Source organism: Corynebacterium sp. HMSC14B06 (genome assembly GCF_001807075.1).
Lineage (GTDB): Bacteria > Actinomycetota > Actinomycetes > Mycobacteriales > Mycobacteriaceae > Corynebacterium > Corynebacterium jeikeium_D.
The window spans coordinates 136,328-162,285 of record NZ_KV787355.1 but is presented as its reverse complement, the minus strand read 5'-3'; the positions used below and the strand labels follow the sequence as shown (position 1 = coordinate 162,285).

Genomic DNA, 25,958 nt, shown 5'->3' with positions numbered 1-25,958 from the left:
AAGCATGGTTGACAAGCAGGCCGACACCTCATCATGCAGCGAAGCCCAACAGGCTTCGCCAGCTTTTGACGAAACTACAGAGTTTTCCACAAACCGGCTCGCAGGCGAGTTCACCGACGAAGATCGCTACGAGATCTTCAATGATGACCAGCTCTCCCTCAAGGCTGCCCTCCTCTACCTGGTCGCAGCGCTTGTGGGCGGTTCGGTTATCGCTCTGGCGTCCTGGTTTGTGTTCCACCGCCTGTCACTGCCGGCCTTTGGCGGCTCGCAGCTGACCAGGGCGGTCGCAACAGCGCTGATTGTCATCACGCTGACGCTCACCACCGTCCTGCTGTATTTCTTCGCCACCAAGGGCAAAGACAATCGCCCCCGGTGGCTAACGTGGTTGACGTACCTGCTGGCTTACATGTCACCGGCCATTCTGGTGGTCTCTGCCGTCGGCCTGCCGCTGGGCTCGACCAAGCTGTGGTTAGACGGTCTGTCTGTCGACCAGGAGTTCCGCACTGAATACCTCACCAGGATGGCCGCGGAGCCTGGCCTGCATGACATGTCGTACATCGACATCCCGTCTTTCTACCCCGCTGGTTGGTTCTTCCTGGGCGGACGCCTGGCCAATATCCTGGGCATTGCCGGCTGGGAGGTCTTCCAGCCCTGGGCGTTGATGACACTCGCCGCTGCTGGCTGTGTTTTGATTCCGGTGTGGCAACGCCTGAGTGGCTCCCTGCCAGTAGCCACTGGCATTGCGCTGACAACCACGGCCGTCGCCCTGGCCACTGTCGCCGATGAGCCCTACGCCGCAGTCGTTGCTATGGGTCTTCCGGCGATGACCGTGATGGCCTGGCGCGGTCTCACCGGCGCTTGGTCCGCCATGTTTGGCGTGCTCGTCTTCCTGGGTATTTCTGCGACTTTCTACACTCTTTACACTGCCGTAGGCGCGCTTATTGTGGTCGTGTTGGCCGTGGTCGCGTGGACGTCGTCAAGCTCGTGGATGCCTGTAGTGCGCCTGATCATTATGGGCGTGGGATCGATGCTGATTGCGGCGACGGTGTGGGGTCCGTACATGCTGGCGGTTGTGACGGGGGCACCGCGCTCGGGCGCGACAGCGACGCATTACCTGCCCCCGGAGAGCGCGCAGCTGCCTTTGCCGATGCTCGCCGCCAGCGTAATCGGTGTGCTGTGTTTCATCGGTGTCGTGCGCATGCTGGTCAGCGCCACGGAGCCGGATGCCCGCGCGCTCGGCCTGGGCACGCTGGTGCTCTATGGCTGGGTAGTGGCCTCGATGGTGGCGACGCTGCTCGGACGCACGCTGCTGGGGTTCCGCCTCACCGCACCGATTACGTTCATGCTGATCGCGGCTGGTGTGGTCGCGCTTGCCGACGCCCGTCTCAACGGCATCGAGAAGTATTGGCCGCAGGCGGCACCAGCTCACATTGCCAAGCGTGTCTCCGCGGTAATGGCGGCAGTCTTGCTGCTGGCGGGCATTGGCTACGCGCAGTCGATTCCGAATAAGTTGCATGGTGCCATCGACTTGGCGCATACCGACACCGACGGTAACGGCGAGCGCGCGGACCGCTTCCCACCGAATGCCGGGGCGTGGTACTCAGCGGTGGACCAAACGCTGAAGGAGGCCGGGCTCGATCCGGCCCAGACAGTGGTGCTGACGGATGAGAAGAATTTCCAAGCACTCTATCCCTGGTACGGATTCCAGGCGCTGACCAGCCACTACGCTAACCCTCTGGGTGAGTTCGACCGCCGTAATCAGGCATTGGAGGAATGGTCGGAGATTCGCGACCCCGATGAGCTCGTGCAGGCCATGGATGAAACGCCGTGGCGCGGACCGGATGCCATTGTGCTGCGGGGCGAGGTTGAGACACCTGATGGCGAGGATGCCGCTCCACTGACGTTGGACATCGCGGATGATATCTATCCGAACAATCCGAATGTGGTCTTCCGGAGCCTGAATTTTGCCCGCTCTGCATTTGAGAAGCACTGGGAGCTAAACCAGGTCGGCCCGTTCGTAGTGGCGGTTCGCAAGTAGGTATTGGCAAGTAGGTATTGGGCGGCTATCCCCTGCTATAAACGTGATTCCTGTTACTAATGTGGAAACTGTGATGTAACTTTCGCGTTGCAAACTCAAAGAAAAACGCCAATTACCGTAGTATCTTTCCTTGTGACTGCCGAAACTAAAGAAATCAAAGAAAGTGTCGACGGCTCACCCGAAGTGACCATCGACCGCGTGGAGAGACCGCCTATGGACGGCCCCTCTCCTACGACACTGACTCGTTGGACAGCGATTATCGCTGGAATCGTCGGTTTCATTTGCTTTGTCATCACACCGTTCCTCCCGGTCGTGAATACTCAGTCCTCCGTGTCTTGGCCTCAGCGCGACACACTGAACTCAGTGGATGCACCGCTTATGGCGCAGGCACCGTTGGATCTGAGCGTCGATCTGCCTCTGTCCCTGACGGATGAACTTTCCGACAAGCGGACAACCCTGTTGTCGACTATCCCCCCGACCGCGGATAAGCCGACCAAACGGGGTCTGATGGTGCGTTCGGGCAAGGACGGCCTCGACGTCATTCTGCGCGACAGCGTGGTGATGAGCCTGGATAAGAAGGAGCTTGCCGCAAACAAGGGCAGGATCCTGGAAATCCGTTCCACCGAGCACAAAACCACCGTCAACATCGACGGCGCCAAGAACTCAGATGGTGAGAAGCTCACCGCCACCACACAGGGCGATTACCGTCCGCAGGTCACCGGTATCTACACTGACCTGCCCGCTGACGGCGACGCGGCCAAGGCCGTAGCCGATGGACTCGATGTCCACATGAACATCGACTCCCGCTACACCTCACACCCGACAGTGGTGAAGTACATCGTCATGTACTTGGGTCTGCTTCTGACGCTGGCTTCCCTGGTCGCGTTGGCTCGCATTGACCGTATCGACGGTTCCCCCTTCACTCCGCTGTTCAAGCGCGGTGCGCTGAAGCCGACTCCGCTGGACATCCTGGTCGGCACGATTTTGGTTGTTTGGCACTTCATCGGTGGCAACACCTCCGATGACGGTTACATCTTCACCATGGCGCGCGTCTCCGACGAGTCGGGCTACATGGCGAACTACTACCGTTGGTTCGGCGCTCCTGAGTCACCGTTCGGCAGCCCCTACTACGACCTGCTGTCGCTGATGGTGAAGGTGTCCACCTCGTCACTGTGGATGCGACTACCGGCGCTGCTGTCCGCACTGCTGGTGTGGTTCATTATTTCCCGAATGGTTATCCCACGCCTCGGCGAGAAGATTGCCCAGCGCCGGGTGGCCTACTGGTCTGCTGCTGGTGTGCTGTTGGCCTTCTGGCTGCCGTACAACAACGGACTGCGCCCGGAGCCGGTCATTGCTCTGGGATCCCTGCTGACCTGGGCATTCATTGAGCGCGCAATTCTGACTCGACGCCTGCTGCCAGCTGCAGTCGCAGTGGTTATCGCCACGCTGGCACTGGGCTCGGGCCCAACGGGCCTAATGGCAGTTGCTGCCCTGCTCGCAGGCATCCCGATGCTGGTGCGCATTGTCGTTGAGCGCCATAAGGCTCTCGGTGGTGGTTGGCAGGCCCCACTGATGCAGATTGCGCCGTTCCTGGCTGCGGGCACCGCAATCTTGGCCGGTGTCTTCGGCGACCAGACTTTGGCCACGGTCCGCGAGTCCATTCGCGTCCGCAGCATCATCGGCCCGTCGGAGCCTTGGTACAACGAGTACGTCCGCTACTACTGGCTGGTGCTGCAGTCGGTCGACGGCGCCTTCCCGCGTCGTTTCCCGGTTCTGATTGCACTGGCGTGCTTGACCATCACGATTGCCGCGCTGCTTCGTCACCGCACCGTTCCGGGGGCTCTGGCCGGCCCGTCGGCACGCCTGGTGTTCATGTTCATCGGCACCATGTTCTTCCTGACCTTCACGCCGACAAAGTGGACGCACCACTTCGGCGTATACGCGGGCATCGCGGCTTCCCTGGCAGCACTTGCCGCCATGGCCATTAGCCATTGGGTAGCAGGTAACCCGCGCAACCAGCTGTTCTTTGCCGGTGGTATCACCTTCATCCTCGCTTTCTCGCTGATGGGCATTAACGGCTGGTGGTATGTGTCGTCCTACGGTGTGCCGTGGTTCGACAAGACTATTCAGTTGCGCGGCCACCAGCTGGGTTCAGCAGTATTGGCTCTAGCCTTGCTACTGCTGCTGGCTGGTGCCGTAATGAACTTCGTCCAGGAGTTCCGCACCAAGCCGAAGTCGCAGGAAAAGTCGGCACGCGCGCGCCGCATCAATGCAGTTGCATCGTCCCCGATTGCAGTGACGACGCTGCTGGTGACGATGTTCATGGTGGCTTCGCTGGGCAAGGGCGCAGTATCGCAGTACCCGGCATACTCGGTCGCCGCTGGTAATATCCGCTCCTTGGCTGGTCAGACATGTAATATGGCGAGCGATGTGCTGATGGAAACCGATCCGAACGATGGCTTCCTGAATACCGTCGATGGCAAGCCGCTAGCGGAATCGTTGCGCGGTGGCGGCAAGAACCGTGGCTTCGACCCGAACGGCGTCCCGTCTAACATGAAGGCCGAAGCTGTGGACACCAGCCAGAGCCAGGCAAGTACTGCCGACACTGATGATCAGTCTACTGATCCGGAAGCCACAGTTGAGGGCGGCTCCGCGTCGGGCACCGACGGCGGCAAGCGTGCCGACAAGGGTGTCAACGGCTCGCAGGTCGAGCTGCCATTTGGCTTGGATCCGGATAAGGTGCCGGTGCTTGGCTCCTACTCCGAGGACATTCAGCGTCCTGCAAGCCTGGAAACTTCCTGGTTCCAGCTGCCTGAGATTGATGAGAACCACCCGCTGCTCGTCGTATCGGCGGCCGGCCGTATCTTCCACCACGACATCAACGGTGTGGCTCAGCAGGGCCGCAAGCTGGTGGCAGAGTACGGTCGCAAGGGCGGCGACGAGGATGGCTTCGAGGTCCTCTCCGAGTCGGAGCCGATTGATATCGGCCCTGCTCCGACCTGGCGTAACCTGCGCTTCCTGACCGAGGAGATCCCAGAGGGAGCGACCGCTGTGCGACTGGTAGCGGAGGACAATGACGTCTCCGAGGATCAGTGGCTGGCGCTGACCCCTCCTCGCCTGGCCGAGCTGCAGTCGATGACTGATGTCATTTCGCCGGAAACTGCGACTATCCCGGACTGGCCGGTTGCCTTCCAGTTCCCGTGCCAGCGTCCGTTCGACCACTACGCAGGTGTCGCAGAGCTTCCGGAGTACCGCATCACTCCGGACCGTGGCCTGAAGGTCGTCGGTGCAGATGTCTGGCAGTCGGTCGATGGCGGTGGTCCGCTCGGATTCTCCGACGCTGTGAATGAGGCTACGTCCGTACCGACTTACCTCAAGAACGACTGGCGCCGCGACTGGGGTTCCGTCGAGAAGCTCTCGCCGCGTCCGAATAAGGACAAGGTCAAGCCGGATGTCGCCGAAATTGAGTATGAAGATATCACTCGCTCGGGTCTATACTCGCCCGGGAAGATGATTGTGAAGGATCCCTAGGCGAAAGAGCCTCGGTGCCTCCTTCACCTAAGGAGACCGAGTGACTGCACAAACCCGTTCCATCGTTGTCGCCGCAATGGTTGTGACTGACCCGGTGGGGCGGGTTTTGTGCGTTCGTAAGCGGGGCACGGATACGTTCATGCTGCCCGGCGGCAAGTTCGAGCCGGGTGAGTCCGTCGATCACCCGGAGGTCACCGCCGCGCGCGAAGTCTCCGAGGAGCTCGGCGTGGACATCGAGCTATCGCAGCTGCGTCCGTGGAATATCGCCCGTGCGGCCGCCGCCAACGAGGCGGGCTTCGAGGTCGTCGGCCACCATGTGCGCTATGTCGGCGAGTTCACCGATGAGCTGGCGAACGTTCAGCCCCACGCCGAAATTGAAGAGGTCCGCTGGCTCGACCCCTGGCTACCGACCGGGAAAATCGCCCCTATGCTGGTCGAAACCACTCTGCCGAAGCTCCGCGAAGAGCTGCCCCAGCTTGCCGCTGGCCGTGAACAGCCACAGCGCGCACTGTCGTCACTAACTGTTTTCTGCGGCTCCGGCTTCGGCAACGATCCCGCCTGGCGCGTCACCGCCGAACGTCTCGGCCAGACACTCGCGGAAAATCGGGTGGAGCTCGTCTACGGTGGCGCGGCGATTGGTCTTATGGGCACGGTTGCTAACGCAGCGCTTGACGACGGCGGCAGTGTCACAGGTGTCATCCCCGAGGTCTTGGTCAAGAAGGAAATTGCCCATCCGCGGCTGACTCACCTGGAAACTGTTGCGACTATGGCCGATCGAAAGTCGCGCATGTATGAGCTCGGCGATGCTTTTGTTGCACTCCCCGGCGGTGCGGGCACACTGGAAGAGTTCTTCGAGGTGTGGACCCAGCAGCACCTGGGGATTCATGCCAAGCCAGTGGCGTTGCTGGGACCTTCGGGCTTCTGGGAGCCCCTGTTGGCGCTCCTGCGCAAAGTTGTGGATGCGGGGTTTGTGCGACCGGAGCTTCTCGATGCGCTTATCGTCGTCGACGACGTCGACAAGCTCCTGCCTGCGTTGATTGCGTGGCGTGCGGGGCGGACGAAGTTTTAGCCTGCCCCCAGGCCCCACAACACACTGCTAGTGAGCAGCAGCCAGCTGCTGCAGCTCAGCTTCGGTGCCGTTGAAGACATCCTCATCCACGATGGTCGGGATGCCATCGACGCGGCCGGTGGAGGAACGCTGCCAGAAGGCCATGCTCTCCCAACCGCCCGGCAGCGAGGTCGGAGCGCTGTCTTCGTAGGCGGCGAGCCACAGCGGGTAGTCGGTGAAGTCGGTCGAGTTACCCATCGGGTTCTGCCAGAACCAACGGTAGGTGTAAATCATCGGGGTTTCGCCGGTCTTTTCCTCTACGCGCTCGAGGAAGTCCTTGGTCCACTTCTGCAGCTGGGTCGGGTTGAGGCCATTATCCAGCTCGATGTCCAGCACCGGCGGCAGTGTCTTGTCTGTGGAGATTTGCTCATCGCGCTGCTGCAGTGCTTCTACGTACTGGTCAGCCTGCGCAATTGCGGAGCGATCCGGATGTGCCTTGTGGTAGCTGCCCACATACAGACCGGCCTTCGCTGCAGCAATGGAGTCCTCGAGGAAGTACTTCTGGTCACCTTCGACACCGTCGGTGGCCTTGATGAAAGCGAACTTCTGGCCGCTGGCTGCGACCTCGTCCCATTTCAGCGCGACGCCACCTGGGCGCTGCCACTTGGAAACGTCCACGCCGGTCGGCCCCATGTTGAAGCCGGTGCGAGCCGAGTTTGACGATGCGCTGGTAGCCGAACCAGTTGACGAACCGTTGGCATCAGAGCCCTGCGACTCCTGAACAGTCAAAAAGTCGAGCGACCCCTTGGAATCAGCAGCGGACTGGTTGGAGTGTGCAGATGCGTCCTGTGTTTGTGCGTCTGCCGGTGCAATAACACCCAAGGTCAGCGGCGCAACGGCCACGATACTTGCCAAAGTGGCGCGTCCCGGGCGTCGCTTCAACACCGCGTTCGCGGAAAGTGGAAGAAATTTCATGGTTTGCACCTTACCCCCTAAACCACTTCAGCCCCATTCGTAAGCCTAAACTTATTCCACCCCTCCAGTCACAGCTTCAATCCGCCCTTGCCCCTAGACTGGCGGCATGACAAATAGCACTAATACTGAGACCCAGTCCGCAACGTCCCAATTCTCAACAACTCCTCGCCCGCAGGATGACCTCTACTTGGCCACCAACGGTGGGTGGATTAGCAATCACGTCATCCCGGCTGACCGCCCCATCGATGGCGCCTTTTACAAGCTGCGGGATGAGGCGGAGGAAAACGTCCGCGAGCTCATCACCACTGCCGCCGATGCGGATCCGAATTCCCGCGTCGCTCGCTTGTACAACTCTTTTATGGACGAAGCCGCTATTAATAACGCCGGCGCAGCTCCTCTCGCGCAGGATCTAGAAATGATTGCCTCCGCCGAGAACGCGCATGAGCTGGCGTTGGCGCTCGGCCGCCTCGACCGCCTCGGTGTCGGTGGTGCGCTCGGGTACTGGGTAGAGAAGGATTCCGGCTCGGACCTGGATGCTCTCTATCTGTTGCAGTCGGGCCTCGGCCTCCCGGATGAGGCTTACTACCGCGAGCCTGGTCACGCCGACACCCTCGCTGCCTATGAGCAGCATGTTGCCGCTATGTTGAAGCTTCTCTCCTCGCATGACGACGGCGCGGGGAACCTCTCCACCGCGCTTGCTGCATTCGAGTTGGTGGACCCGGCCGCTGCGGCGGCGCGCATCGTGGCTTTTGAAAAGCGTATTGCCGCTGGTCACTGGAATGTGGTCGATACCCGCGATGCACTGAAGACCTATAACAAGACGGCCATTTCTGACCTCCCCACCGGCTTCCCGGTCGCGGAGTGGCTCGCGGCCACCGGTGTCAATGAGACGAACCAGACTGCCATCGACACCATCGTGGTGATGATGCCGTCGTACTTCGAGCACTTGAGCAAGTTGTGGCAGGACACTGACCTGGCAGATCTGCGCCTGTGGGCACTGTGGCGCGTCCTCCACCAGCGCGCCGCCTACCTGTCGGATGACTTCTCTGCGGAGAGCTTTAACTTCTACGGCCGCACCCTGCAGGGTTCGACCGAGCAGCGTGCACGCTGGAAGCGTGGTGTTGCCTTTGCGGACGGGGCGGTTGGACATGACGTCGGCAAGCTGTATGCGGAAAAGCACTTCCCTCCGGAGTACAAGGAGCAGGTCCTGGAACTGGTGGACTACCTGCTGGCGGCGTACCGGGAGCGAATTTCGAAGCTGCCGTGGATGACGAAGGCGACACAGGAGCGGGCGCTGGAGAAGCTGTCGCTGTTTAAGGCCAAGATTGGCTACCCGGAGCGTTGGCGTGATTACTCGGCGATGGAGCTCGGGGATTCACTGATGGACAATGCTCGCGCTGCCAGCGCTTTTGCGCATGATTATGAGGTGGCAAAGCTGGGAACCCCGGCCAATCGTGATGAGTGGCATGGCACTCCGCAGACGGTCAATGCCTTCTACAATCCGGTGGTCAATGACATCACGTTCCCGGCTGCGATTTTGCAGTCGCCGTTCTTCTCACCGGACGCTTCCCCAGCGGAGAACTTCGGTGGCATCGGTGCGGTTATTGGTCACGAGATTGGTCATGGTTTTGATGACCAGGGCTCGCAGTATGACGGTCACGGCAACCTTCACCAGTGGTGGACCGATGAGGATCGCGCAGCTTTTGAGAAGCTGACCTCCGCACTGGTGGACCAGTACGAGGGCCTGGTTCCGCAGGCTCTGCGCGAGCAGGCCGAGGAGGGCGCTGACCTGCCCGGTGTCAACGGTCGCTTCACCCTGGGAGAGAACATCGGTGACTTGGGCGGGCTTGGTATTGCTGTCGTCGCTTTCCGCCGTTTCCTCGCTGCCCGCGGAAAGGAACTCGGGTTGGAGGACACCCCCGAGACCTACCGTGACCTGTTCAAGCAGTGGGCACTGGTCTGGCGTTCCAAGATTCGTCCGGAGTTTGCACGTCAGCTGCTTGCCATTGACCCGCACTCGCCGGCGGAGTTCCGCTGCAACGTCATTGCCAGCAACATCGATGAGTTCCATGAGGCCTTCGGCACTTCAGCGGGGGACGGCATGTGGCGTGAGCCGAATGAGCGCGTGAATATCTGGTAATTCTGCGGGAACTCAACCTGCGCTGCGATACCCTCCGATGCCTTCCGCAGCCTCCGGGGACAGCAAATGCCTCACCGTTTACTACAAATGCAAAAGCTGACTTTTTGTTTTTGCAAACGTAGAACTAAAATCACAGGTGAGGCGCACGCTTTCCCGATGACCAAGTCGGGCAGGGTCCCAATCAAGCGAGGTTCCTGTTACAAGTGCGCTTACTAAGTGCTCTTGCTGGAGGAGGCCGCTGTGGACACCCGCGACATCCAAGCACTCACCGCCGTCAAGCTCTATTACGGCGAGGGGCTCACACAGTCTCAGGTTGCAACCGAACTCGGGGTTTCCCGCCCAACGGTCTCTAAACTGCTCAACCTTGGCCGTGAGCGCGGTTACGTGCGCATTGAAATCCACGACCCGCGCGAGGAAGCCTCAGAGACCGCGACGCAGATGCGGGATCGCTACCAGCTCAACGATGTGCGCCTGGCGCAACCGGCACGCGCTGGCAACGCGGTCTTGCTCCGCGAGTTGGGGCGTGTGGGCGCCGAGCTTCTCGACGAGCTGGTGGTCGACGGTACCCTTCTCGGTGTTTCGTGGGGTAAGACCATGTACTCCGTATCCACGCAACTGAAGTCCAAGGATGTCTCGGGCGTGGAAATTGTGCAGCTCAAGGGCGGAATGAGTCATTCCGATAAGTCGACGAATGACATCCGCACTATTGGCGGGTTCTGCCACGCTTTCCATGCCTATGCCCGCACATTGCCGCTGCCGGTGATTTTCGATTCGGTCGAGACCAAGCGCATCGTGGAACAGGATCGGTTCATCGCCAGCGTATTGGCGCTTGGCCGGACGGTGGACATTGCCGTTTTCACTGTCGGCGCAGTCGACCATGATTCACTGGCCTTGAACTTGGGGCAGCTGTCGGCAACCGAAAAGGACTTACTCGTGGAGCGCGCAGTGGGCGATGCCTGCTCACGCTTCTACCGCCCGGACGGTGGCATTGCGCTGCCAGAGGTCGATGCCCGCACGGTAGGTATCAGCCTCTCTGACCTGCGCCGGATCCCCACTCGGGTACTTGTGGCCGGTGGCGCACACAAGGCCGAGGCTATCGATGTGGCCCTTCGAACAAAGTTGGCCACTCACTTGGTCATTGACGATGCCACCGCCGAGCGCCTACTTTCGCTCGACTCATCGGACTCACCGGGCTCGCCAGACTCACCCACTAGCTCCACCCCTCCCTCTGCCACGGATTAGCTGTCTCGGGACGCATCAGTACAAAGAACTGACACCCGGGCCCGAGAAGCGTCTCTGCCCTCTTCGACCGATAGACTTAAGCGAGCGCAGATGTCCGCATATATGTTGCAGCCGCTGTCCGGTCGGAGAGGACGATTCTTTAGGTGTCACCAGCACAGCAGATCAAGCACACACTCCAGGCCTACGAGTCGGCGGACGCATCTTTTGCTCAGTCCGCGAAGAAGCTGCCACCCGTGGGGTGGAAAGGAGCGCTCTACGCTCTCAAGCGTGCGGGTATCGAGTTTTTCTTGGAGCTCGGTTTCGACGCCGCCGCGAAGTTGACTTACTACACGGTGCTAACCTTCGCACCCGCACTGCTTGCGATTTACTCAATTGCCACGCTGATGTTGGCCGGTTACACCGATGACCTCAACCGACTGACCGAGGATTTCATCCGCAGCTACATTCCAGCTGAGTATGCCGAACCGATTCGCAATGTCATCTCAACGATTATCGGCTCCGCCACGGGCGGTCTCGTCGCACTGACTATCGGTATTGTCTTTGCGCTGATTTCGTCGTCGGCCTACACGCGCGCATTTTCGCGCACGGGTAACTCCATCTATGGCGTATCCGAAGGCCGCACGCTTATTCGCTACCACCTGCTCATGGTCGCCATTACGCTATTGCTGCTCATTGGCACGGTGGTACTGCTCATTGCGATTGTTGTCAATGACCAGCTAGTTATCACCATCGTCGAACCGGTTGCCCGCCCGTTGGGTATTGAATCGACCACGCGACAGGTCATTGACTTCTGCATCTCCGTCTGGAGTTGGCTGCGCTGGCCGGTCATTATCGTCATGTCGATGATTCTGATTGGCTCGCTGTACTACTTCACACCGAATGTGCGCATGCGCAAATTCCGCTGGCTCAGTACCGGTTCGGCACTGGCAATTATCAGCTCGCTGGGTATTGGCAAGGCATTGCAGCTTTACCTGTTCAACTTTGCGGCTTCAAACCCCTACGGCGCCATGGGTGCCGTCATTGCTCTCATGACTGCACTTTGGGGCATTAATGTCGTCGTGGTCTTCGGCTTCAAGCTGGATGCCGAGGTTGAGAGGATGCGCCAACTGCGCGCCGGCCTGCCCGCAGAGCGATACATCCAGCTTCCACCCCGAGCTACCGCGGCCGCCGAGGGCGAGCAGAAAATCCATCAGAATCTAGAAAAGCAGGCGGCCGAATTCCGAACTGAGGAACCCGACCGCCTGGATAAAATGCCAGCAGAAGCAACTGAAGATTTTTCCTCGCAGCCCGCTGCTGAGACTGACCCTGCTACCGATCCGTTCCAGAAGATCGACTAGCAGGGCCAGTAACTAACCACACAGCAAGCACCTAGCTATAGCGCAATCACACCCACAATTGCAGCGTTGAGCAGGTTGGTGCACAGACCCGCAATCAGCGCCAGCGGACCGTTCTTGGCAATCTCACCGCGACGCTCCGGCGATAGCGCACCGAAGGAACCGATCTGAATTGCAATGGAAGACAGGTTGGCGAAGCCAGCCAGGGCGAAGGTCGCCAACATGATGGACTTCGGATCCAGCGAGTCGACGTGCTCCGAGAACGAGGTGTAGCCGACGAACTCGTTCAGAATCGTCTTCTCACCAATGAAGCTACCGACCAGCCCTGCGTTCTCCCACGGCACACCAATCAACCAGGCAATCGGCGCGAAGATTAGGCCGAACAGCCCCTCCAGTGACCAGTTTTCCTGACCGAACCAGCCGCCGATGCCGCCAATCATGGCCGACAGCATCGCAATCACAGCGATGAACGCAATCAACAGACATGCCACAACCACAGCGATACGACCGCCGGCCAACGCACCCGATCCTAGCGCGTCAATGACGTTCTTCGACTCAGTGTCGCGGACATCCTTCACCGACGCATCCAGATCGGATTCCTCCGTCTCCGGCCAGAAAGTCTTCGCAATCAGCAGCGAGCCCGGCGCGTTCATTACCGATGCCGCCAGCAGGTACTCCAATGGCGCACCGAGCAGGGAGTAACCAATCAACGTCGATCCGGCCACCGAAGCAAAACCGCCCGACATACATGCGAACAGCTCCGACTTGGTCAGTTTCGGAATATACGGCTTAACGACGAGCGGAGCCTCCGACTGCCCGAGGAAAATCACCGTGGAAGCGAAGACGGACTCTACCTTCGAGGTTCCCATAATGAACTTCAGTGCGGACCCGACATACTCAACGAAGTACTGCACTACCCGCAGGTAGTAGAGGGCACCGAGGACTGCGCCCAGGAAGATGATCACTGGCAGCACGTTGAGCACGAAGACGAAGTTTTTCCCCGTGCCGTCGAAAAGATTACCGAAGACAAATGAGGTGCCCTCATTTGTAAAGTCGATCATCTTCTCAATGGCACCGGCGACGCTCTTCAACGCCTGGAAGCCGGGTTCCCACTTCAGCACTACCAGCGCGAACACCGCTTGCAGCAGCAGGCCAACGCCGAGCGTGCGCCAGTTAATGGCTTTCCTGTTCTTTGAGATAGCAATGGCAAATCCGATGACGAGGATGATGCCCAGTAAGCCTTGCAGTCTATCCATGACTAAGGTCTTCTTTCTTGATAAAAGAGGCTGTGGTGATGATGCCTACAGGTCCTCGGGACCAAAGGCGTAAGGGAGAATTTTTTCGAAGTCGATGCTGGCCGGAGCGCCTAAACCACCATTTTCCGGGCGCTCGGATTCCACAATGACACGCTTGCACCCAAATTCGTGCAGGACCTGCCGACAGGCACCACAGGGGTGGCACGGTGCCGCCTTTCGCCCGACAATGGCACAGGCCGCAATCTTATGGTTGCCGCCGTGCTCCGCGACCATGCGGAACACGGCTGTGCGCTCTGCGCAGTTGGTCAACCCATAGGACGCATTTTCCACGTTGCAGCCTGTGACCACCGTGCCGTCGTCAAGCAGAAGTGCGGCACCGACCGGAAAACCTGAATAGGGGACGTACGAGTTTTCCGTGGCTGCGTAGGCCTTAGCCAGTAGTTCTTCGTCTGAGATGTGGGACATTGTGCTCTCCCTCCCCGAGCCTGTGCGAGGTGTTTATGCAAACATACTTATGTGGGTACAAATGGAAAGTTAACTATTGACATTTGTTCTAGTGCTGATGATAATCGGAATCAGCAGAGTTCACAAGACCAATATCGCTAAGCACAATCGCCTATAAAAGGAGCGAACAATGGCTGAAAAGTTCGATGTAGTTGACGTCATCAAGGTAAAGCGTGATGGCGGTGAACTCAGTCCGGAAGAGATTTCCTGGGTCATTGACGCCTACACTCGCGGCGTCGTGGGCGATGAACAGATGGCGGCGCTGAACATGGCCATCTTTATCCGCGGCATGAACCGTCGCGAAATTGTGGATTGGACTCAGGCGATGATTGACTCGGGCGAGACCATGAGCTTCGCATCGCTGAGCAAGCCCACCACGGACAAGCACTCCACCGGTGGTGTCGGTGACAAGATCACGCTGCCGCTGGGCCCACTGGTGTCCTCCTACGGCGTGGCCGTCCCGCAGCTGTCCGGCCGCGGCCTCGGCCACACCGGCGGCACCCTGGACAAGCTGGAATCCATTCCTGGCTGGCAGGCTGATGTTCCGAATGACCGCTTGATGCAGATCCTGGAGGATTCCGGCGCGGTCGTCGCAGCAGCCGGTGCGGGTCTGGCACCTGCGGATAAGAAGATTTACGCGCTGCGTGACATCACCTCGACGGTGGACTGCATTCCGCTGATTGCCTCGTCGATCATGTCCAAGAAGATTGCGGAGGGCACCTCCAGCTTGGTGCTGGATGTCAAGGTCGGTTCAGGCGCTTTCATGAAGGATCTGAATCAGGCCCGCGAACTGGCCCGCACCATGGTTGACCTGGGCAACGACGCGGGCGTGAATACCCGCGCACTGTTAACGGACATGTCCACTCCGCTGGGCCTGACCATCGGCAACGCCCTCGAGGTCCGCGAATCGGTGGAGGTTCTCGCTGGCGGTGGCCCCACGGACGTCGTGGAGCTGACCTGTGAGCTGGCCCGAAACATGCTGGAGCTGGCCGGCGTACACGATGCTGACGTGGAGCAGGCTCTGAAGGACGGCCGCGCAATGGATTCGTGGAAGAAGATGATCCGCGCTCAGGGCGGCGATCCGGATGCCGCGTTGCCGGTGGCACCTCACACGCACGATGTGGTTGCGCAGGCTGACGGTTACCTGACCAAGCTGGATGCACTGGCTCTCGGCGTTGGTTCCTGGCGCTTGGGCGCGGGACGTGCTCGTAAGGATGATCCGGTGCAGGCCACTGCCGGTATTGAGATTTTCGCCAAGCCGGGAGACAAGGTGGTCAAGGGTCAGAAGCTGCTCACGCTGCACACTGAAACTCCGGATAAGTTCGAGCGCGCTCTCGAGTCCATCGAGCCGGGCATTGAAATCGGCGACACCGCGCCGACAGCCGAGCACGAGATTATCCTCGATCGCGTGTCCTAGAAAATTTCTGACGGGCTCGCGCCGGCGCCACTTCCCCGTCCCGAGCCCGCCATCTCCCTACTTTTAAGCTCTCTCCCAAATTTCCGAAAGGACTTGATTTCTCCCATGACTTCCCGCGCTGATGTTGCCAAGATGATTGACCACACCCTGCTCAAGCCAGAAGCCACCTCTGACCAGGTCAAGGCTCTTATCGCTGAGGCCGGCAAGCTCGGCACCTACTCCATCTGCATCTCCCCCTCGGAGCTCCCAGTCGAGGTGCCTGAGGGCCTGCACATCGCCACTGTCGTAGGCTTCCCCTCCGGTGCGGTGAAGGCCGAGGTCAAAGCCACCGAGGCCGCCCGCGCCGTGGTCGATGGTGCCGAAGAGATTGACATGGTCATCAACATCGCCTTCGCCAAGGAGCACCGCTTCGACGACCTTGAGGCCGAAATCAAGACTGTTCGCGATGCCATTCCGGGCAAGGTTCTGAAGGTCATCATCGAGTCGGCCGCCCTGACCGATGAGGAAATCATCGCAGCTTGCAAGGCCTCCGAGTCCGCAGGCGCAGACTTCGTCAAGACCTCCACAGGTTTCCACCCAGCTGGCGGCGCTTCCGCTCACGCCGTGAAACTCATGCGCGAAACCGTGGGCGACCGCCTGGGCGTCAAGGCTTCTGGCGGTATCCGCGATGCCGCTGCCGCTGAGGAAATGATCGCCGCTGGCGCCTCTCGCCTGGGCCTTTCTTCCTCCGCCGCTGTCCTCGACGGTCTGAAGTAGGCGAACCCCGATGCTCTCCGAACAGCTACAAGCCACCATCACCGATTGGATCGCCCACGATCCGGACGAGGCCACCGCCGCCGAGCTCTCTTCGCTTTACGACGAAGCCAAGGCCGCCAACCCCGATGCGATTGCCGAGCTGGAAAGCCGTTTCGCCGGGCCACTCGAATTCGGCACTGCAGGTCTTCGCGGTGTCGTTGCCGCTGGTCAGTCTCGCATGAACCGTGCCACGGTCATCCGTGCCACCGCTGGCCTGGTTGCGCATCTGAAGAACATTGTCGGCGATGACTTCACCGTGGTCATTGGTTGCGATGCCCGCCACGGCTCCGCTGATTTTCACCGCGATGCCGCCGCGGTTGTCGCCGCAGCCGGTGGCAAGGCCCTGGCCCTGCCGCAGCAGCTGCCCACACCGGTGACCGCCTTTGCCGTACGCCACCTCAATGCCGATGCCGGCATTATGGTCACAGCCAGCCACAATCCGCCGAAGGACAACGGTTACAAGGTTTACCTCGGTGGCCGCGCGGTGGAGTCTGATTCCCGCCGAGGCGTCCAGATTATCGCGCCCCATGACAAGCAAATTGCGGACGCCATTGCCGCTGCACCACCAGCTGATGAGGTCCCGCGTGACTTCGATGCCGTCGAGCAGGTGGGTTCTGAACTGCTTGATTCCTATGTGAAACGGGCGGCTGCGCTCGCAACGACGTCGTCAAGCGAAGAGAAGCAGGCAGCGAAGATTGTTCTCACCCCGATGCATGGTGTCGGTGGCGAGAACATCGTGCGCACACTGAACGCGGCAGGTTTCTCGAATGTCAGCGTGGTCGAAAAGCAGTTCGCGCCGGATCCGGAGTTCCCGACGGTATCGTTCCCGAACCCGGAGGAAGCCGGTGCGCTGGATCTTGCGTTTGAGCTCGCGCGTGCCGAAGACGCGGATGTCATCATCGCGGCTGACCCGGATGCGGACCGCTGCTCGGTGGCTATTCCGGATAGCGGCGTCGACGGCGGCTGGCGACAGCTCTCCGGCGATGACATCGGTGCGTTTCTGGGTGAAGTCATCGCTGCGGATGCCGAGGCCCGTGGGATTGCGACCGTGACCAATGATGAGGGCGCAGAGTTTCCGGCCACAATGGCTAACTCGATTGTGTCCTCACGCCTGCTGGGCAAGATTGCCGCAGGTCACGGACTGAATTATCGCGCTACACTGACTGGCTTTAAGTGGATTGCTGGTGTGGACGGGCTCGTCTTCGGCTACGAGGAGGCCATTGGCTACTGCACCGATCCGGCAGTCGTGCGAGACAAGGACGGCGTATCTGCGGCGGTGCGTGTCGCCGACGCGGTGGCGCGTCTGAAGGGCCAGGGGCTGGGCATTCAGGACCTGCTGGATGAGGTCGCCTGCGCCCACGGCCTCTACAAGACCGCCCCGTTGACCTTCCGAGTCGAGGACCGCTCGCTGATTACCAAGGGCATGGACACTCTGCGCGCCAACCCGCCTGCACAGCTGGCCGGATCGAAGGTCACGCAGGTCACGGACATGAATGACGGCCTAGACATGGTCGACGCCAAGGCCGAGAGCTATCACATCCCGCCTACCGACGGCATTCTCATCCTCACCGAGGCCAACGACCGCGTCATTGCCCGGCCTTCCGGCACGGAACCGAAGCTGAAGTGCTACCTGGAAGTCGTGCTGCCGGTCGCTTCGGCCGCGATTCCGCACGTGGCCGCGGCCGAGCGGCTCGACCAGATTAAGGCCGAGCTCAAGGAAATCCTGGGGATGTAGCCACTAAGCAGCTACCAGCTACCAGCTACACCTCGCAACAAACTGGGGTGCGCATGAACGAAACGGCCGAAAAATGGCCGTGGGGTTTCACGCGCGCCCCAGTTTCACATATGCAGCCCGGAGTCTTGGACCGGCTCATGAGTTACTGACTAGGTTTATGACAAAAACAAGCAGAAATTAGTGCCGAAACTGACATAAACTTAGGCAGTTTCTCGATGGTCACAGCCTCATTTGAAGCTCACCACCTCATTTCGGGTCTAGCTAAACCCGTCCTTGCCGCATTTTGCGCAAGACATGCGTCTCCTAACATGCTTTACAGTTTTCCCAGTAATACAATAAAAGCCGTTAACCGTGTCCCCAGGGGATGGAGCACCATTCGCTACGCGGGTTGGGCTCATCACAGGGGGAACACTTCCTCCTCGTGATTGGTACGTCCAGCATGTCGCATAACGAGTTCCCCAGCTCAGACCCCAACTACAATTCGAATCCTTCCACCGGTTCTTTCGGCCCCGTGTACCCGAACCAGGCACCTCAACCCCAACCACAACCACAGCCCCAATTCGCTGGGCAGCCGGCACCAACTTTCGCTTACGCAGCCCCGGCGTATCCGCAGCAAAGATCAGGTACTTCCGGCGCAATGATTGCGCTCATTTCAGTGCTGGTCGTGGTCCTGCTGGGCCTGGTTGGCGCGGTACTTTATGTCACCCTGAGTAAAGATGACTCGGTAACTGCGGCCGACACACAGACGGCTGCCACTACACAGGCCGCTGCCGATGCTTCGAGCCAGCCCAACCCACCGGTCACACAGACTGAGACCGTGGTTGTTCAAGATTCGAGTGGCTCATCCGGTAATTCGGGCTCGTCTCGCTCATCGGGCCTGGCTGGCGGCAACCTCTCCAGCGCATGGAAGGGCACGTCCTCAACGAGCGATCCGTTCGTTCGAAATGTACACAGCGCCTACGTCCGCTACCGCAATTCCACTGGTGCGGAATCCGGCACCATCACGGCCTACAGCCCAACGACTGGCCTGACCTACAACATGTGGTGCCGTCCTGCTGGCGGCAACATCAAGTGCACGGGTGGCCGTAACGCAGTGGTGTACATCGGCTAACGCATACCGCCCACCGCCACGGCCACAGCACTCCAGTCCGCGACCTACGCCACAGCGTCGTCTAGGCCGCCAGCTAGGTCGTGGAAAATGGCCCGGTTGAGACGAAATGCCTTTTTCGCCTCGTCAACCACGGCATCTTTGTCGGCATCCGAAATACCCAGCTCAGACAGACTCTGTCGGTAGCCGTCGCGGTAGGGCTTAATTTTTCCGATCGCGGAGAAGTCATAGAATCGGGTTCCCTCCGCACCGATGCCGTAATGCTTGGCCAGCATGGACGCAATCACCTGACCACCAGAAAGATCGCCCAGGTAGCGAACGTAATGGTGTGCCAATGCGGCGTTGGCGTTGCCGTTGCTTTCGATTTCACGAAGCTCGGCCACGTAGTTCTTTGTCGCCTCCACTGGCGAGATCTTTTCCCGCCAGTCAGGCCCCACCAAATGTTCAAGGTCGGCCGCCAGAGCCTCCAGGCGCTCCAGCTGCGCATCGTAGACCGCTCTGACCTGCGGCGACTCCGCAGTGGACCGCACTGCCTGCTCCAACGCTTCGTACACAAAGTAGAGCTGACCAGTTAGATCGATGGCCGCCTGCGCATTCAGTTCACCCGCAAGCAGCCTCGACATGAAGTCGGAGTTCTCCGCTTCACTGTGGACACCCGCAGTCTCCACTTTGAGTCGCTCTGCCAGGGGCTGAGCAGCCTGCTTGTCACCTTCTTTAATCGTGTTTTCAACCATGATTTTCTTCTTTCTCTGTGAGGTTCGGAGACTGGGGTGAGAGATTGTGGCCCGCACGCTGAGGCACCAGCACGGGGTTGCCCGCGGAGTCCTGAAGCACTTCCACACCGATGCCGGAGACTTCGCTGACGGTCTGTGCATCCAGGGTTTCCGCAGGCGGGCCTTGCTTTACGACGCGCCCCTGCGCCACCACCACAACGTGATCGGCATACGCCGCTGCGGCGGACAAATCGTGCAGGACCACGACCACGGCTTTGCCCGCCGCCGCGCGGGCGCGCATCATTCCCATGATTTTTTCGGCGTGGTGGAGGTCCAGGGCTGCGGTCGGTTCGTCGAGAAGCACGACAGGAGTGTCCTGGTAGAACACGCGCGCGCTGTGGACGCGGGCGCGCTCGCCGCCGGAGAGGGTCGGGACTTCCCGGTCAAGGAGGTGCGCGACGTCGCATTCAGTGATGACTTCCGCGAGCAGCTCTTCGTTCGGGCAGCCCCAGGGGTTGCGTCCGAAGTTGATTACTTCGCGGCTGGTGAATGGCACGGACAGTTCTTGGCTCTGTACCAGGACGGCGCGGTAGCGGGCCAGGTCGGCGATGGAGAGCTCGGTAATGGAGTGCTCGCCGATCCGGACGTTGCCGCCGCTGAGCTCATGGTCGCCGGAAAGCGCTGCGAGCAGTGTCGACTTTCCAGCACCATTCGGGCCGACCAGCGCGGTGACTTTTCCGGGCTCGGCGACCACGGAAATATCGTTGAGAATGCGGTGACCGTCCAGGGTGATGCTGACATTTTCGGCAGAAATGCCCAGGCCAGAGTGAATTTCCATTAGTGCACCGCCCTCTTCGAACGCAGGAGCAGCCAGAAGAACAGCGGGCCACCGACGATCGAGGTGAGCATTCCCAGCGGCAGGTCCGCACCGGTGATCATGGTGCGGGCCGCGAGGTCGGCCAGCGTTGTGGCCAGCGCGCCGCCGAGGATGCATGCAGGAATCAGCGTGCGATGCGCTGGTCCCAGCAGCAGTCGTGCAGCGTGCGGCACGACCAGGCCGATGAAGACGATGATGCCGGAAAATGCCACACCAGCCGCCACGACCAGGGACGTGCCAAAAATGATGGCGCGACGCAGCGTGACGACGTTAATACCCAGGTGGCGGGCTTGCGCTTCACCAAGACTCAGAATGTCCAGCTTGCGGTAGCTGACCCACATGGCAATTACGGCCGGAACTGTCACCAACGTAATAATGACAACCTGCGTCCAGGTGGCACTGGCAAACGAGCCCATCTGCCAGAACACAATGCGGTCGCGGGCAGCCGTGGAGGCTACGAATGTCAGGAGCGAAACCAGACCACCACAGATGGAGTTCACAGCCACACCGACCAGAATGATTCGAGCGATATCGCGGCCACCGTGCGCATTGGCGGCCACAATAGCCGTGGCTACCGCGCCACCAATAAAAGCTGAGACCGCAATGGCCCAGCTGCTGGCGAAGACACTCAACACTCCGCCGAGCACTCCGGAAAGCCCGGCGGCGGTGCCCAAAACTGTGGCGGTGGCAGCGCCGACCGCGGCGCCGGAGGAAACGCCGATGAGGCCGGGTTCGGCAAGCGGGTTGCCGAACACCGCTTGCAGCGCCACACCTGCGAGGGCGAGCCCCGCGCCAACGAGGCAGGCCAGCGCGATGCGCGGCAGTCGCACTTGCCACAGCACGGTGTCGATGGGCTCTGGCGCGTCACCGAGACCGCCATTGAACACTAGCCTCACCATTGAGCTCAGTGATTCGCCGATGGTAGCGCCGAACTGCCCCACGGAGGCCGACCAACCTATTGCCAGCACCAGCGCTAGGGCGAGTCCAATGAAAACGGCCACCTGTCTGAACGGACTAGTTTTGTTCGCGGTTGTCTGCATTGCTCAGCCAGTCACTTTCCCGCAGTCTTGTCAGCGCCATCACCAGCACCGCCACCGTAGAGAGCATCCGCAATGGCGCGAATCGCACGCGGCGACTGCGAGTCAAAGGACAGCAGCTGCGAATCGGGCACGTCCACAACGGACTCATTCTGGCCCGCCGGGGTCTGTGCGATGCCCGGGATCTCCTTCAGACCTTCAATCCCGCCGACGGACTCCAGGCCACCGGTCATCACCAAGATGGTGTCGGGAGCCGCAGCAATCAGGGACTCCGGAGTAATAGGCGTGAACGCACCCTCAATACCCACGCCCTCACCGGCATCGACACCGCCGAGACGAGTGATCAGAGAACGCCCACCAGAATCCGGTCCCGCAATCATGGCCACACCGGTTCCGCGCACGTAGAGAATCATCATCTTGCGGCCATCGGCCTTGGCCTGCGCGTACTCGGTCGCAGCCGCCAGCTCCTTGTCCAGGTGCTCCTTCACCGGGCCAACTTGGTCAGCCAGGCCGACTGCGCCCGCAACTTCGTCGATAAGCGTGTTGATGGTCTCGGGAGTGCGCTCGTCCGACACATGGACGACGGTGATCCCCGCTTTTTCAAACGTGTCGAAGACACGGCTAGGGCCAATCGTGCCATCGGTAATGATGAGCTCCGGCTTTAGCTTCATCACCGACTCAGCATTGACTGCATGCCCGCCGATGGTGAGGTTCGGCAAATCCTTTACCGCCGGGAAATCGGAGGTGGAGTCGCGCCCCACCAGACGGTCTCCGAGGCCAAGCGTGTAGACCGCACGACTGAGTGCTCCCGCCCGGTCAAGCGTGAGAATACGCTGGTAGTCCTTGTCCGCCGCCGGTTTCGGGTCTTTCAGCAGCACTTCGGGGTTTTCCGAAGGCAGGTTCGCATGCGCGGCACCGTGAGCGGAAATGTTGTCGGCGCGCGGAACCGTCGTCACGCCAGCGCTTGACGACGATGCCCCCTCCCTCGCGGCATCATCGGAACCACAGGCGACTAGTCCTGCGACTAGGACAACACTCAGCAGTGTTCCGGCAAGACTGCGAACGCGACAGGCAGGCACGGTGAACATATTCCCCCTCTGTGAGCTGACGCTGCACGGAGATAGACGACAAAAAGAATGACTAAATAACGACTAACACTAGTAACAAAGAGCTTAGAAAGGACTTTGCTCTACTCACCCAAAGAATCTTAGGCTATCTTTTAGTTCTAGGTTAGCCTACCCTTAAATAAAGATAGTAATTTCTACAGTTTTTCGGAAGGACGTTACCTCCTATGACTACTCGTACACTCCAGCGTCGCGCGGCTTTCCTGGCTATTCCGGCCGTCGCCGCACTTCCACTTCTCGCCGCCTGTGGCGCAGATGACGCGTCCGATGCCGCGCAGGATGCTGCCAACGCCTCGGAAACCACCAGCTCGGCTGCAGATCAAGAAACCGACACCGACGCCAGCGCCGGCGAAGTAACCATGGAGGCCGAGCCGGTCAACGACCTCTCCGAGGGCGATGTCATCTCCGTCGACCTGTCTGGTCTCGACCCCGACTACGGCTACTACGCCGCACTCTGCGCCGCCGAGAAGGCTCCAGGCAACCCCGTCCCGGACTGCACCGGTGACCGCAGTGCCGGCACCCAGTCGCAGCAGTGGATTACCAAGAAGTCCGGCGGCACCACCACCATCGCCGACGACAACACTGCGCACTTCGAGCTCAGCGTCGTCCCCACCGGTGAGGCCGTGGACTGTACTCAGCAGGAGTGCGTGCTGAAGCTCTTCGGCGACCACAGCGAGGGTTTCGAGGACATCACCGAAATCCCGGTTACTTTCGCAAAGTAGCCAAACCACACACGCGCAGGTGTCGCAGACCTAGGCTAAGAGCCATGGAAACCGACCAGCCTGCGACTGCCAAAGAGGCGGCACCGCGCCGCATCACACTCCTGCCCGGCGACGGCATCGGCCCCGAAATCACCGATGCCTGCCGAGGACTCATCACCGGCGTCTTCCCCCACTGGGAACTGAAAGAGGCACATATTGGCTGGTCACAATGGTGCGCGCACGGCAATCCCATCCCACAGGAGACCTGGGAAACACTAGAGCGCAGCGATGCCGCTCTCCTCGCGGCGATTACCTCCAAGCCCGCTCGCGAGGCCGAGGAAGAACTAGCACCGCATCTGAGCGGTACCGGCCTGACTTACCGCTCCCCTGTTCTCCAGCTGCGCCAGCGCCTCGATCTCTTCGCCAACATCCGCCCGGTCACCCTGCCCGGCGCGGCTGCCGACTTCACCATCGTCCGCGAAAACACCGAGGGCCTCTACAGTCACGACTATCTCCTTCCGCCTCACGACGCCCCGGCCGACTCCTCGCACCACCACCTGTGGGCAGAGGTGGTGGAGGACTCGACGGTGGCTCGCGCCGTCGATAAGCGTGGCGAAGTTGCGGTTTCTTTGCGCGTAACGACGTCCTTTGCGTGGCACCGCCTTGCGCAAGCGGCGGCCAAGTTGGCTCTCGCGCGGCAGGCGGCAAACCCCGATTCGGAGGCCACGCCGACGGTGACGGTGGCGGACAAGCCGAATATCCTGCGGGACTCTGCGCGTGTGATCCGCGGGGCGGTTGAGCAGGTGGCGGAGGAGTATCCGCAGGTCACATTCGATTTTGCCAATGCGGATGCCGTGGCAATGCAGCTGGTAACCGACCCGGCGCGCTTTGATGTCATCATCGCGGAGAACCTTATCGGCGACATCCTCAGCGACATCGGTGCTGGGCTGATTGGCGGGCTGGGGCTGGCGGCGTCGGCGAATGTGGGCGACGACTTTGCAGTTTTCGAGCCGGTACACGGTTCGGCACCTGACATTGCGGGTCGCGGCGTTGCTAACCCGGCTGCGTTTTTGCTCTCAGCGGCAATGTGCGCGGAACATCTTGGGGCACCGGCCTCAGAGCTTGCGCCCGCAGCCAAGCTGCGCCAGGCCGTCTACGCCGCCACACGCACCGCGCCGACGTTGGACCTCGGCGGCATCGCGACAACTAGTGAGTTTGTGGCTGCGGTGCGGGCGGAGCTGGGGTTGTAGGCATTGACTCGATTACGAAGCGTAATTAAAGTGGTTGCTATCAATCCCAGCCGTTGACCCTCCGCTGATAAGGAGAGCGCCGATGACTGGGATTACTCATAGGGGGAGGGCCAAGAAATATGAGTAGAAACAGATATAGTGCTGCGCGAGCTGTGCCTTTACGTGAGATCACTAACGAAGACGATCCTTTACACGTTAACTACACCGGGAAACGGGCCCCGAGGACGACGACGAAGAACTCTGAGCCCCTACTGGAACTGGCTGAGGTCAATGCCTTCCAGCGGGTCGGACTCGCGGATGTCCTCCTCCGGCGGCAGCGGCACCTCGCAGAGCACAACTGCCGCACCACACGGGTCCTGCACGGTTGCCAGCGGACCGAACTCGGTGGCCTGCGGGGCGACGAGCACGGAACCGCCCAGTTCCTCAGCCTTAGCGACAGCGGTGTCGATGTTCTCCACGCCGAGGTACGCTAGCCAGCCAACGAAGCTCTTATCGGCCGCATCGGTCTGTGCGGCAACCGAGCTGGCTACCAAACCTGCGAACGGTGCCCCGTCTTCCATCGCGACTGCGAAAGTGCCGTGCTCGTTCTTGTTGCGCACTGCGATTTCCCAGCCAAAGAAGTTGTGGTAGAAGTCCGCGACCTGCTCAAAGGTCTCCTCCGGGCCTGCGACCAGCTCGAACCACACCGGGGTGCCGGGCTCGCCCGCTGCAATGAAGGCCTGCTCACCCGGCTGTTCCAAAAGTCCAATGAGGCCACCGGCGGGGTCGGAAACGACGGCCATCGTGGATCCGTCGACAAGCGGGGTCGGTTCCTGGAAGACCTCAGCGCCAAGCTCGCGCGCCTTCTCGACGGCACCAGTGGCGGAGTCGACATGGAAGTTCACGCGCCACTGGTTGACGAAGGCATCCTCAGCGTCCTTATCGGCCTCAAGCAGCACCGACACCGGCATTCCGGACAGCATGGCAACGCGGCGACCAGCGGATGCCTCGCGGGCATCCTCATGGATTGGCGCGGTATTGCGATAAGCCCACCCGAGAACGCCGCGGTAGAAGCGCTCGGTCTTACGCGGTGCGGCGGAGAGCAGGTCTACGCGCAGGGGCATGCCAAATTCGGCGGGAAATGCGGGCATGAG

At 60.5% G+C, this 25,958-nt stretch carries 20 protein-coding genes; 12 read left to right on the top strand and 8 right to left on the bottom strand.

The window, feature by feature from the left end; genetic code table 11:
- Positions 1–4: 4 nt before the first annotated feature.
- The 3 genes from HMPREF3130_RS00765 to HMPREF3130_RS00755 all read left to right on the top strand — a co-directional run bounded on the left by HMPREF3130_RS00765 (position 5) and on the right by HMPREF3130_RS00755 (position 6,638).
- Positions 5–2,038: a galactan 5-O-arabinofuranosyltransferase gene (locus HMPREF3130_RS00765; RefSeq protein WP_070429114.1), complete on the top strand. Its 2,034-nt coding sequence runs from the start codon at positions 5–7 to the stop codon at positions 2,036–2,038.
- Positions 2,039–2,170: 132 nt separating this feature from the next.
- Positions 2,171–5,569 carry an arabinosyltransferase domain-containing protein gene (locus HMPREF3130_RS00760; RefSeq protein WP_070429113.1) on the top strand — a complete coding sequence of 1,133 codons (3,399 nt, stop codon included), beginning with the start codon at positions 2,171–2,173 and terminating at the stop codon, positions 5,567–5,569.
- A 40-nt stretch (positions 5,570–5,609) separates the two neighbouring features.
- Positions 5,610–6,638 (top strand): TIGR00730 family Rossman fold protein, encoded by a 1,029-nt coding sequence (locus tag HMPREF3130_RS00755; RefSeq protein WP_070429112.1) that lies wholly within the window; start codon positions 5,610–5,612, stop codon positions 6,636–6,638.
- Positions 6,639–6,665: 27 nt separating this feature from the next.
- On the opposite strand, the gene HMPREF3130_RS00750 is transcribed toward HMPREF3130_RS00755, so the two are convergent.
- On the bottom strand, positions 6,666–7,592 hold the full coding sequence (locus HMPREF3130_RS00750) for a glycoside hydrolase family 25 protein (protein WP_069359693.1): 927 nt from the start codon (positions 7,590–7,592) through the stop codon (positions 6,666–6,668).
- Positions 7,593–7,698: 106 nt separating this feature from the next.
- Here HMPREF3130_RS00750 and HMPREF3130_RS00745 point away from each other — a divergent pair, with 106 nt between their 5' ends.
- From HMPREF3130_RS00745 to HMPREF3130_RS00735, 3 genes are all read left to right on the top strand, one after another.
- Positions 7,699–9,732: a M13 family metallopeptidase gene (locus HMPREF3130_RS00745; RefSeq protein WP_070429111.1), complete on the top strand. Its 2,034-nt coding sequence runs from the start codon at positions 7,699–7,701 to the stop codon at positions 9,730–9,732.
- A 240-nt stretch (positions 9,733–9,972) separates the two neighbouring features.
- The gene (locus HMPREF3130_RS00740; RefSeq protein WP_049172610.1) at positions 9,973–10,974 is read left to right on the top strand and encodes a sugar-binding transcriptional regulator; all 1,002 of its coding nucleotides are present in this window, start codon (positions 9,973–9,975) and stop codon (positions 10,972–10,974) included.
- Positions 10,975–11,117: 143 nt separating this feature from the next.
- Positions 11,118–12,311, top strand: a complete 1,194-nt coding sequence (locus HMPREF3130_RS00735) for a YihY/virulence factor BrkB family protein (RefSeq protein WP_224783750.1) — start codon at positions 11,118–11,120, stop codon at positions 12,309–12,311.
- Between the two features lie 35 nt (positions 12,312–12,346).
- On the opposite strand, the gene HMPREF3130_RS00730 is transcribed toward HMPREF3130_RS00735, so the two are convergent.
- Together HMPREF3130_RS00730 and HMPREF3130_RS00725 are read right to left on the bottom strand one after the other, a co-directional pair.
- The gene (locus HMPREF3130_RS00730; RefSeq protein ID WP_048732023.1) at positions 12,347–13,564 is read right to left on the bottom strand and encodes a NupC/NupG family nucleoside CNT transporter; all 1,218 of its coding nucleotides are present in this window, start codon (positions 13,562–13,564) and stop codon (positions 12,347–12,349) included.
- A gap of 45 nt (positions 13,565–13,609) precedes the next feature.
- Positions 13,610–14,029: a cytidine deaminase gene (locus HMPREF3130_RS00725; protein WP_049189792.1), complete on the bottom strand. Its 420-nt coding sequence runs from the start codon at positions 14,027–14,029 to the stop codon at positions 13,610–13,612.
- 169 nt (positions 14,030–14,198) lie between these two features.
- On the opposite strand from HMPREF3130_RS00725, the gene HMPREF3130_RS00720 reads away from it, so the two are divergent.
- From HMPREF3130_RS00720 to HMPREF3130_RS00705, 4 genes are all read left to right on the top strand, one after another.
- On the top strand, positions 14,199–15,485 hold the full coding sequence (locus tag HMPREF3130_RS00720; protein WP_070429110.1) for a thymidine phosphorylase: 1,287 nt from the start codon (positions 14,199–14,201) through the stop codon (positions 15,483–15,485).
- Between the two features lie 105 nt (positions 15,486–15,590).
- Complete coding sequence (deoC, locus tag HMPREF3130_RS00715) at positions 15,591–16,241, top strand: deoxyribose-phosphate aldolase (RefSeq protein ID WP_070429109.1); 651 nt, start codon at positions 15,591–15,593, stop codon at positions 16,239–16,241.
- A gap of 10 nt (positions 16,242–16,251) precedes the next feature.
- Entirely contained in the window at positions 16,252–18,015 is a 1,764-nt protein-coding gene (locus HMPREF3130_RS00710; protein ID WP_070429108.1) for a phospho-sugar mutase, read from the top strand.
- Positions 18,016–18,436: 421 nt separating this feature from the next.
- A complete protein-coding gene (locus HMPREF3130_RS00705; protein WP_241482042.1) occupies positions 18,437–19,126 on the top strand; it encodes a hypothetical protein in 690 nt (229 codons plus the stop codon).
- A gap of 44 nt (positions 19,127–19,170) precedes the next feature.
- Here HMPREF3130_RS00705 and HMPREF3130_RS00700 read toward each other — a convergent pair whose 3' ends face one another.
- The 4 genes from HMPREF3130_RS00700 to HMPREF3130_RS00685 are packed head-to-tail and all read right to left on the bottom strand — an operon-like array spanning position 19,171 to position 22,838.
- On the bottom strand, positions 19,171–19,857 hold the full coding sequence (locus HMPREF3130_RS00700) for a biliverdin-producing heme oxygenase (RefSeq protein ID WP_070429107.1): 687 nt from the start codon (positions 19,855–19,857) through the stop codon (positions 19,171–19,173).
- A complete protein-coding gene (locus HMPREF3130_RS00695) occupies positions 19,850–20,674 on the bottom strand; it encodes an ATP-binding cassette domain-containing protein (RefSeq protein WP_083276304.1) in 825 nt (274 codons plus the stop codon). The genes HMPREF3130_RS00700 and HMPREF3130_RS00695 overlap by 8 nt, the downstream gene beginning before the upstream one ends.
- On the bottom strand, positions 20,674–21,753 hold the full coding sequence (locus HMPREF3130_RS00690; RefSeq protein WP_049172506.1) for a FecCD family ABC transporter permease: 1,080 nt from the start codon (positions 21,751–21,753) through the stop codon (positions 20,674–20,676). The genes HMPREF3130_RS00695 and HMPREF3130_RS00690 overlap by 1 nt, the downstream gene beginning before the upstream one ends.
- A gap of 11 nt (positions 21,754–21,764) precedes the next feature.
- Positions 21,765–22,838, bottom strand: coding sequence for a heme/hemin ABC transporter substrate-binding protein (locus HMPREF3130_RS00685; protein ID WP_070429106.1), 1,074 nt, complete (start codon positions 22,836–22,838; stop codon positions 21,765–21,767).
- 203 nt (positions 22,839–23,041) lie between these two features.
- On the opposite strand from HMPREF3130_RS00685, the gene HMPREF3130_RS00680 reads away from it, so the two are divergent.
- Both HMPREF3130_RS00680 and HMPREF3130_RS00675 read left to right on the top strand, forming a co-directional pair.
- Positions 23,042–23,596 carry a neocarzinostatin apoprotein domain-containing protein gene (locus HMPREF3130_RS00680; protein ID WP_070429105.1) on the top strand — a complete coding sequence of 185 codons (555 nt, stop codon included), beginning with the start codon at positions 23,042–23,044 and terminating at the stop codon, positions 23,594–23,596.
- Positions 23,597–23,640: 44 nt separating this feature from the next.
- Positions 23,641–24,825, top strand: coding sequence for an isocitrate/isopropylmalate family dehydrogenase (locus HMPREF3130_RS00675; protein WP_070429104.1), 1,185 nt, complete (start codon positions 23,641–23,643; stop codon positions 24,823–24,825).
- Between the two features lie 248 nt (positions 24,826–25,073).
- Here the strand turns inward: HMPREF3130_RS00675 and HMPREF3130_RS00670 are convergent, their stop codons facing one another.
- Complete coding sequence (locus tag HMPREF3130_RS00670; protein ID WP_070429103.1) at positions 25,074–25,955, bottom strand: glyoxalase/bleomycin resistance/extradiol dioxygenase family protein; 882 nt, start codon at positions 25,953–25,955, stop codon at positions 25,074–25,076.
- Positions 25,956–25,958: the final 3 nt, after the last annotated feature.

Bases quoted from the DNA above. Each gene is read 5' to 3' on its own strand.
- HMPREF3130_RS00745 (WP_070429111.1), top strand. From the start codon at position 7,699: ATGACAAATAGCACTAATACTGAGACCCAGTCCGCAACGTCCCAATTC.
- HMPREF3130_RS00670 (WP_070429103.1), bottom strand. From the start codon at position 25,955: ATGCCCGCATTTCCCGCCGAATTTGGCATGCCCCTGCGCGTAGACCTG.
- HMPREF3130_RS00765 (WP_070429114.1), top strand. From the start codon at position 5: ATGGTTGACAAGCAGGCCGACACCTCATCATGCAGCGAAGCCCAACAG.
- HMPREF3130_RS00700 (WP_070429107.1), bottom strand. From the start codon at position 19,857: ATGGTTGAAAACACGATTAAAGAAGGTGACAAGCAGGCTGCTCAGCCC.
- HMPREF3130_RS00695 (WP_083276304.1), bottom strand. From the start codon at position 20,674: ATGGAAATTCACTCTGGCCTGGGCATTTCTGCCGAAAATGTCAGCATC.
- HMPREF3130_RS00720 (WP_070429110.1), top strand. From the start codon at position 14,199: ATGGCTGAAAAGTTCGATGTAGTTGACGTCATCAAGGTAAAGCGTGAT.
- HMPREF3130_RS00710 (WP_070429108.1), top strand. From the start codon at position 16,252: ATGCTCTCCGAACAGCTACAAGCCACCATCACCGATTGGATCGCCCAC.
- HMPREF3130_RS00730 (WP_048732023.1), bottom strand. From the start codon at position 13,564: ATGGATAGACTGCAAGGCTTACTGGGCATCATCCTCGTCATCGGATTT.
- HMPREF3130_RS00725 (WP_049189792.1), bottom strand. From the start codon at position 14,029: ATGTCCCACATCTCAGACGAAGAACTACTGGCTAAGGCCTACGCAGCC.
- HMPREF3130_RS00680 (WP_070429105.1), top strand. From the start codon at position 23,042: ATGACTACTCGTACACTCCAGCGTCGCGCGGCTTTCCTGGCTATTCCG.
- HMPREF3130_RS00750 (WP_069359693.1), bottom strand. From the start codon at position 7,592: ATGAAATTTCTTCCACTTTCCGCGAACGCGGTGTTGAAGCGACGCCCG.
- deoC (WP_070429109.1), top strand. From the start codon at position 15,591: ATGACTTCCCGCGCTGATGTTGCCAAGATGATTGACCACACCCTGCTC.
- HMPREF3130_RS00685 (WP_070429106.1), bottom strand. From the start codon at position 22,838: ATGTTCACCGTGCCTGCCTGTCGCGTTCGCAGTCTTGCCGGAACACTG.
- HMPREF3130_RS00675 (WP_070429104.1), top strand. From the start codon at position 23,641: ATGGAAACCGACCAGCCTGCGACTGCCAAAGAGGCGGCACCGCGCCGC.
- HMPREF3130_RS00690 (WP_049172506.1), bottom strand. From the start codon at position 21,753: ATGCAGACAACCGCGAACAAAACTAGTCCGTTCAGACAGGTGGCCGTT.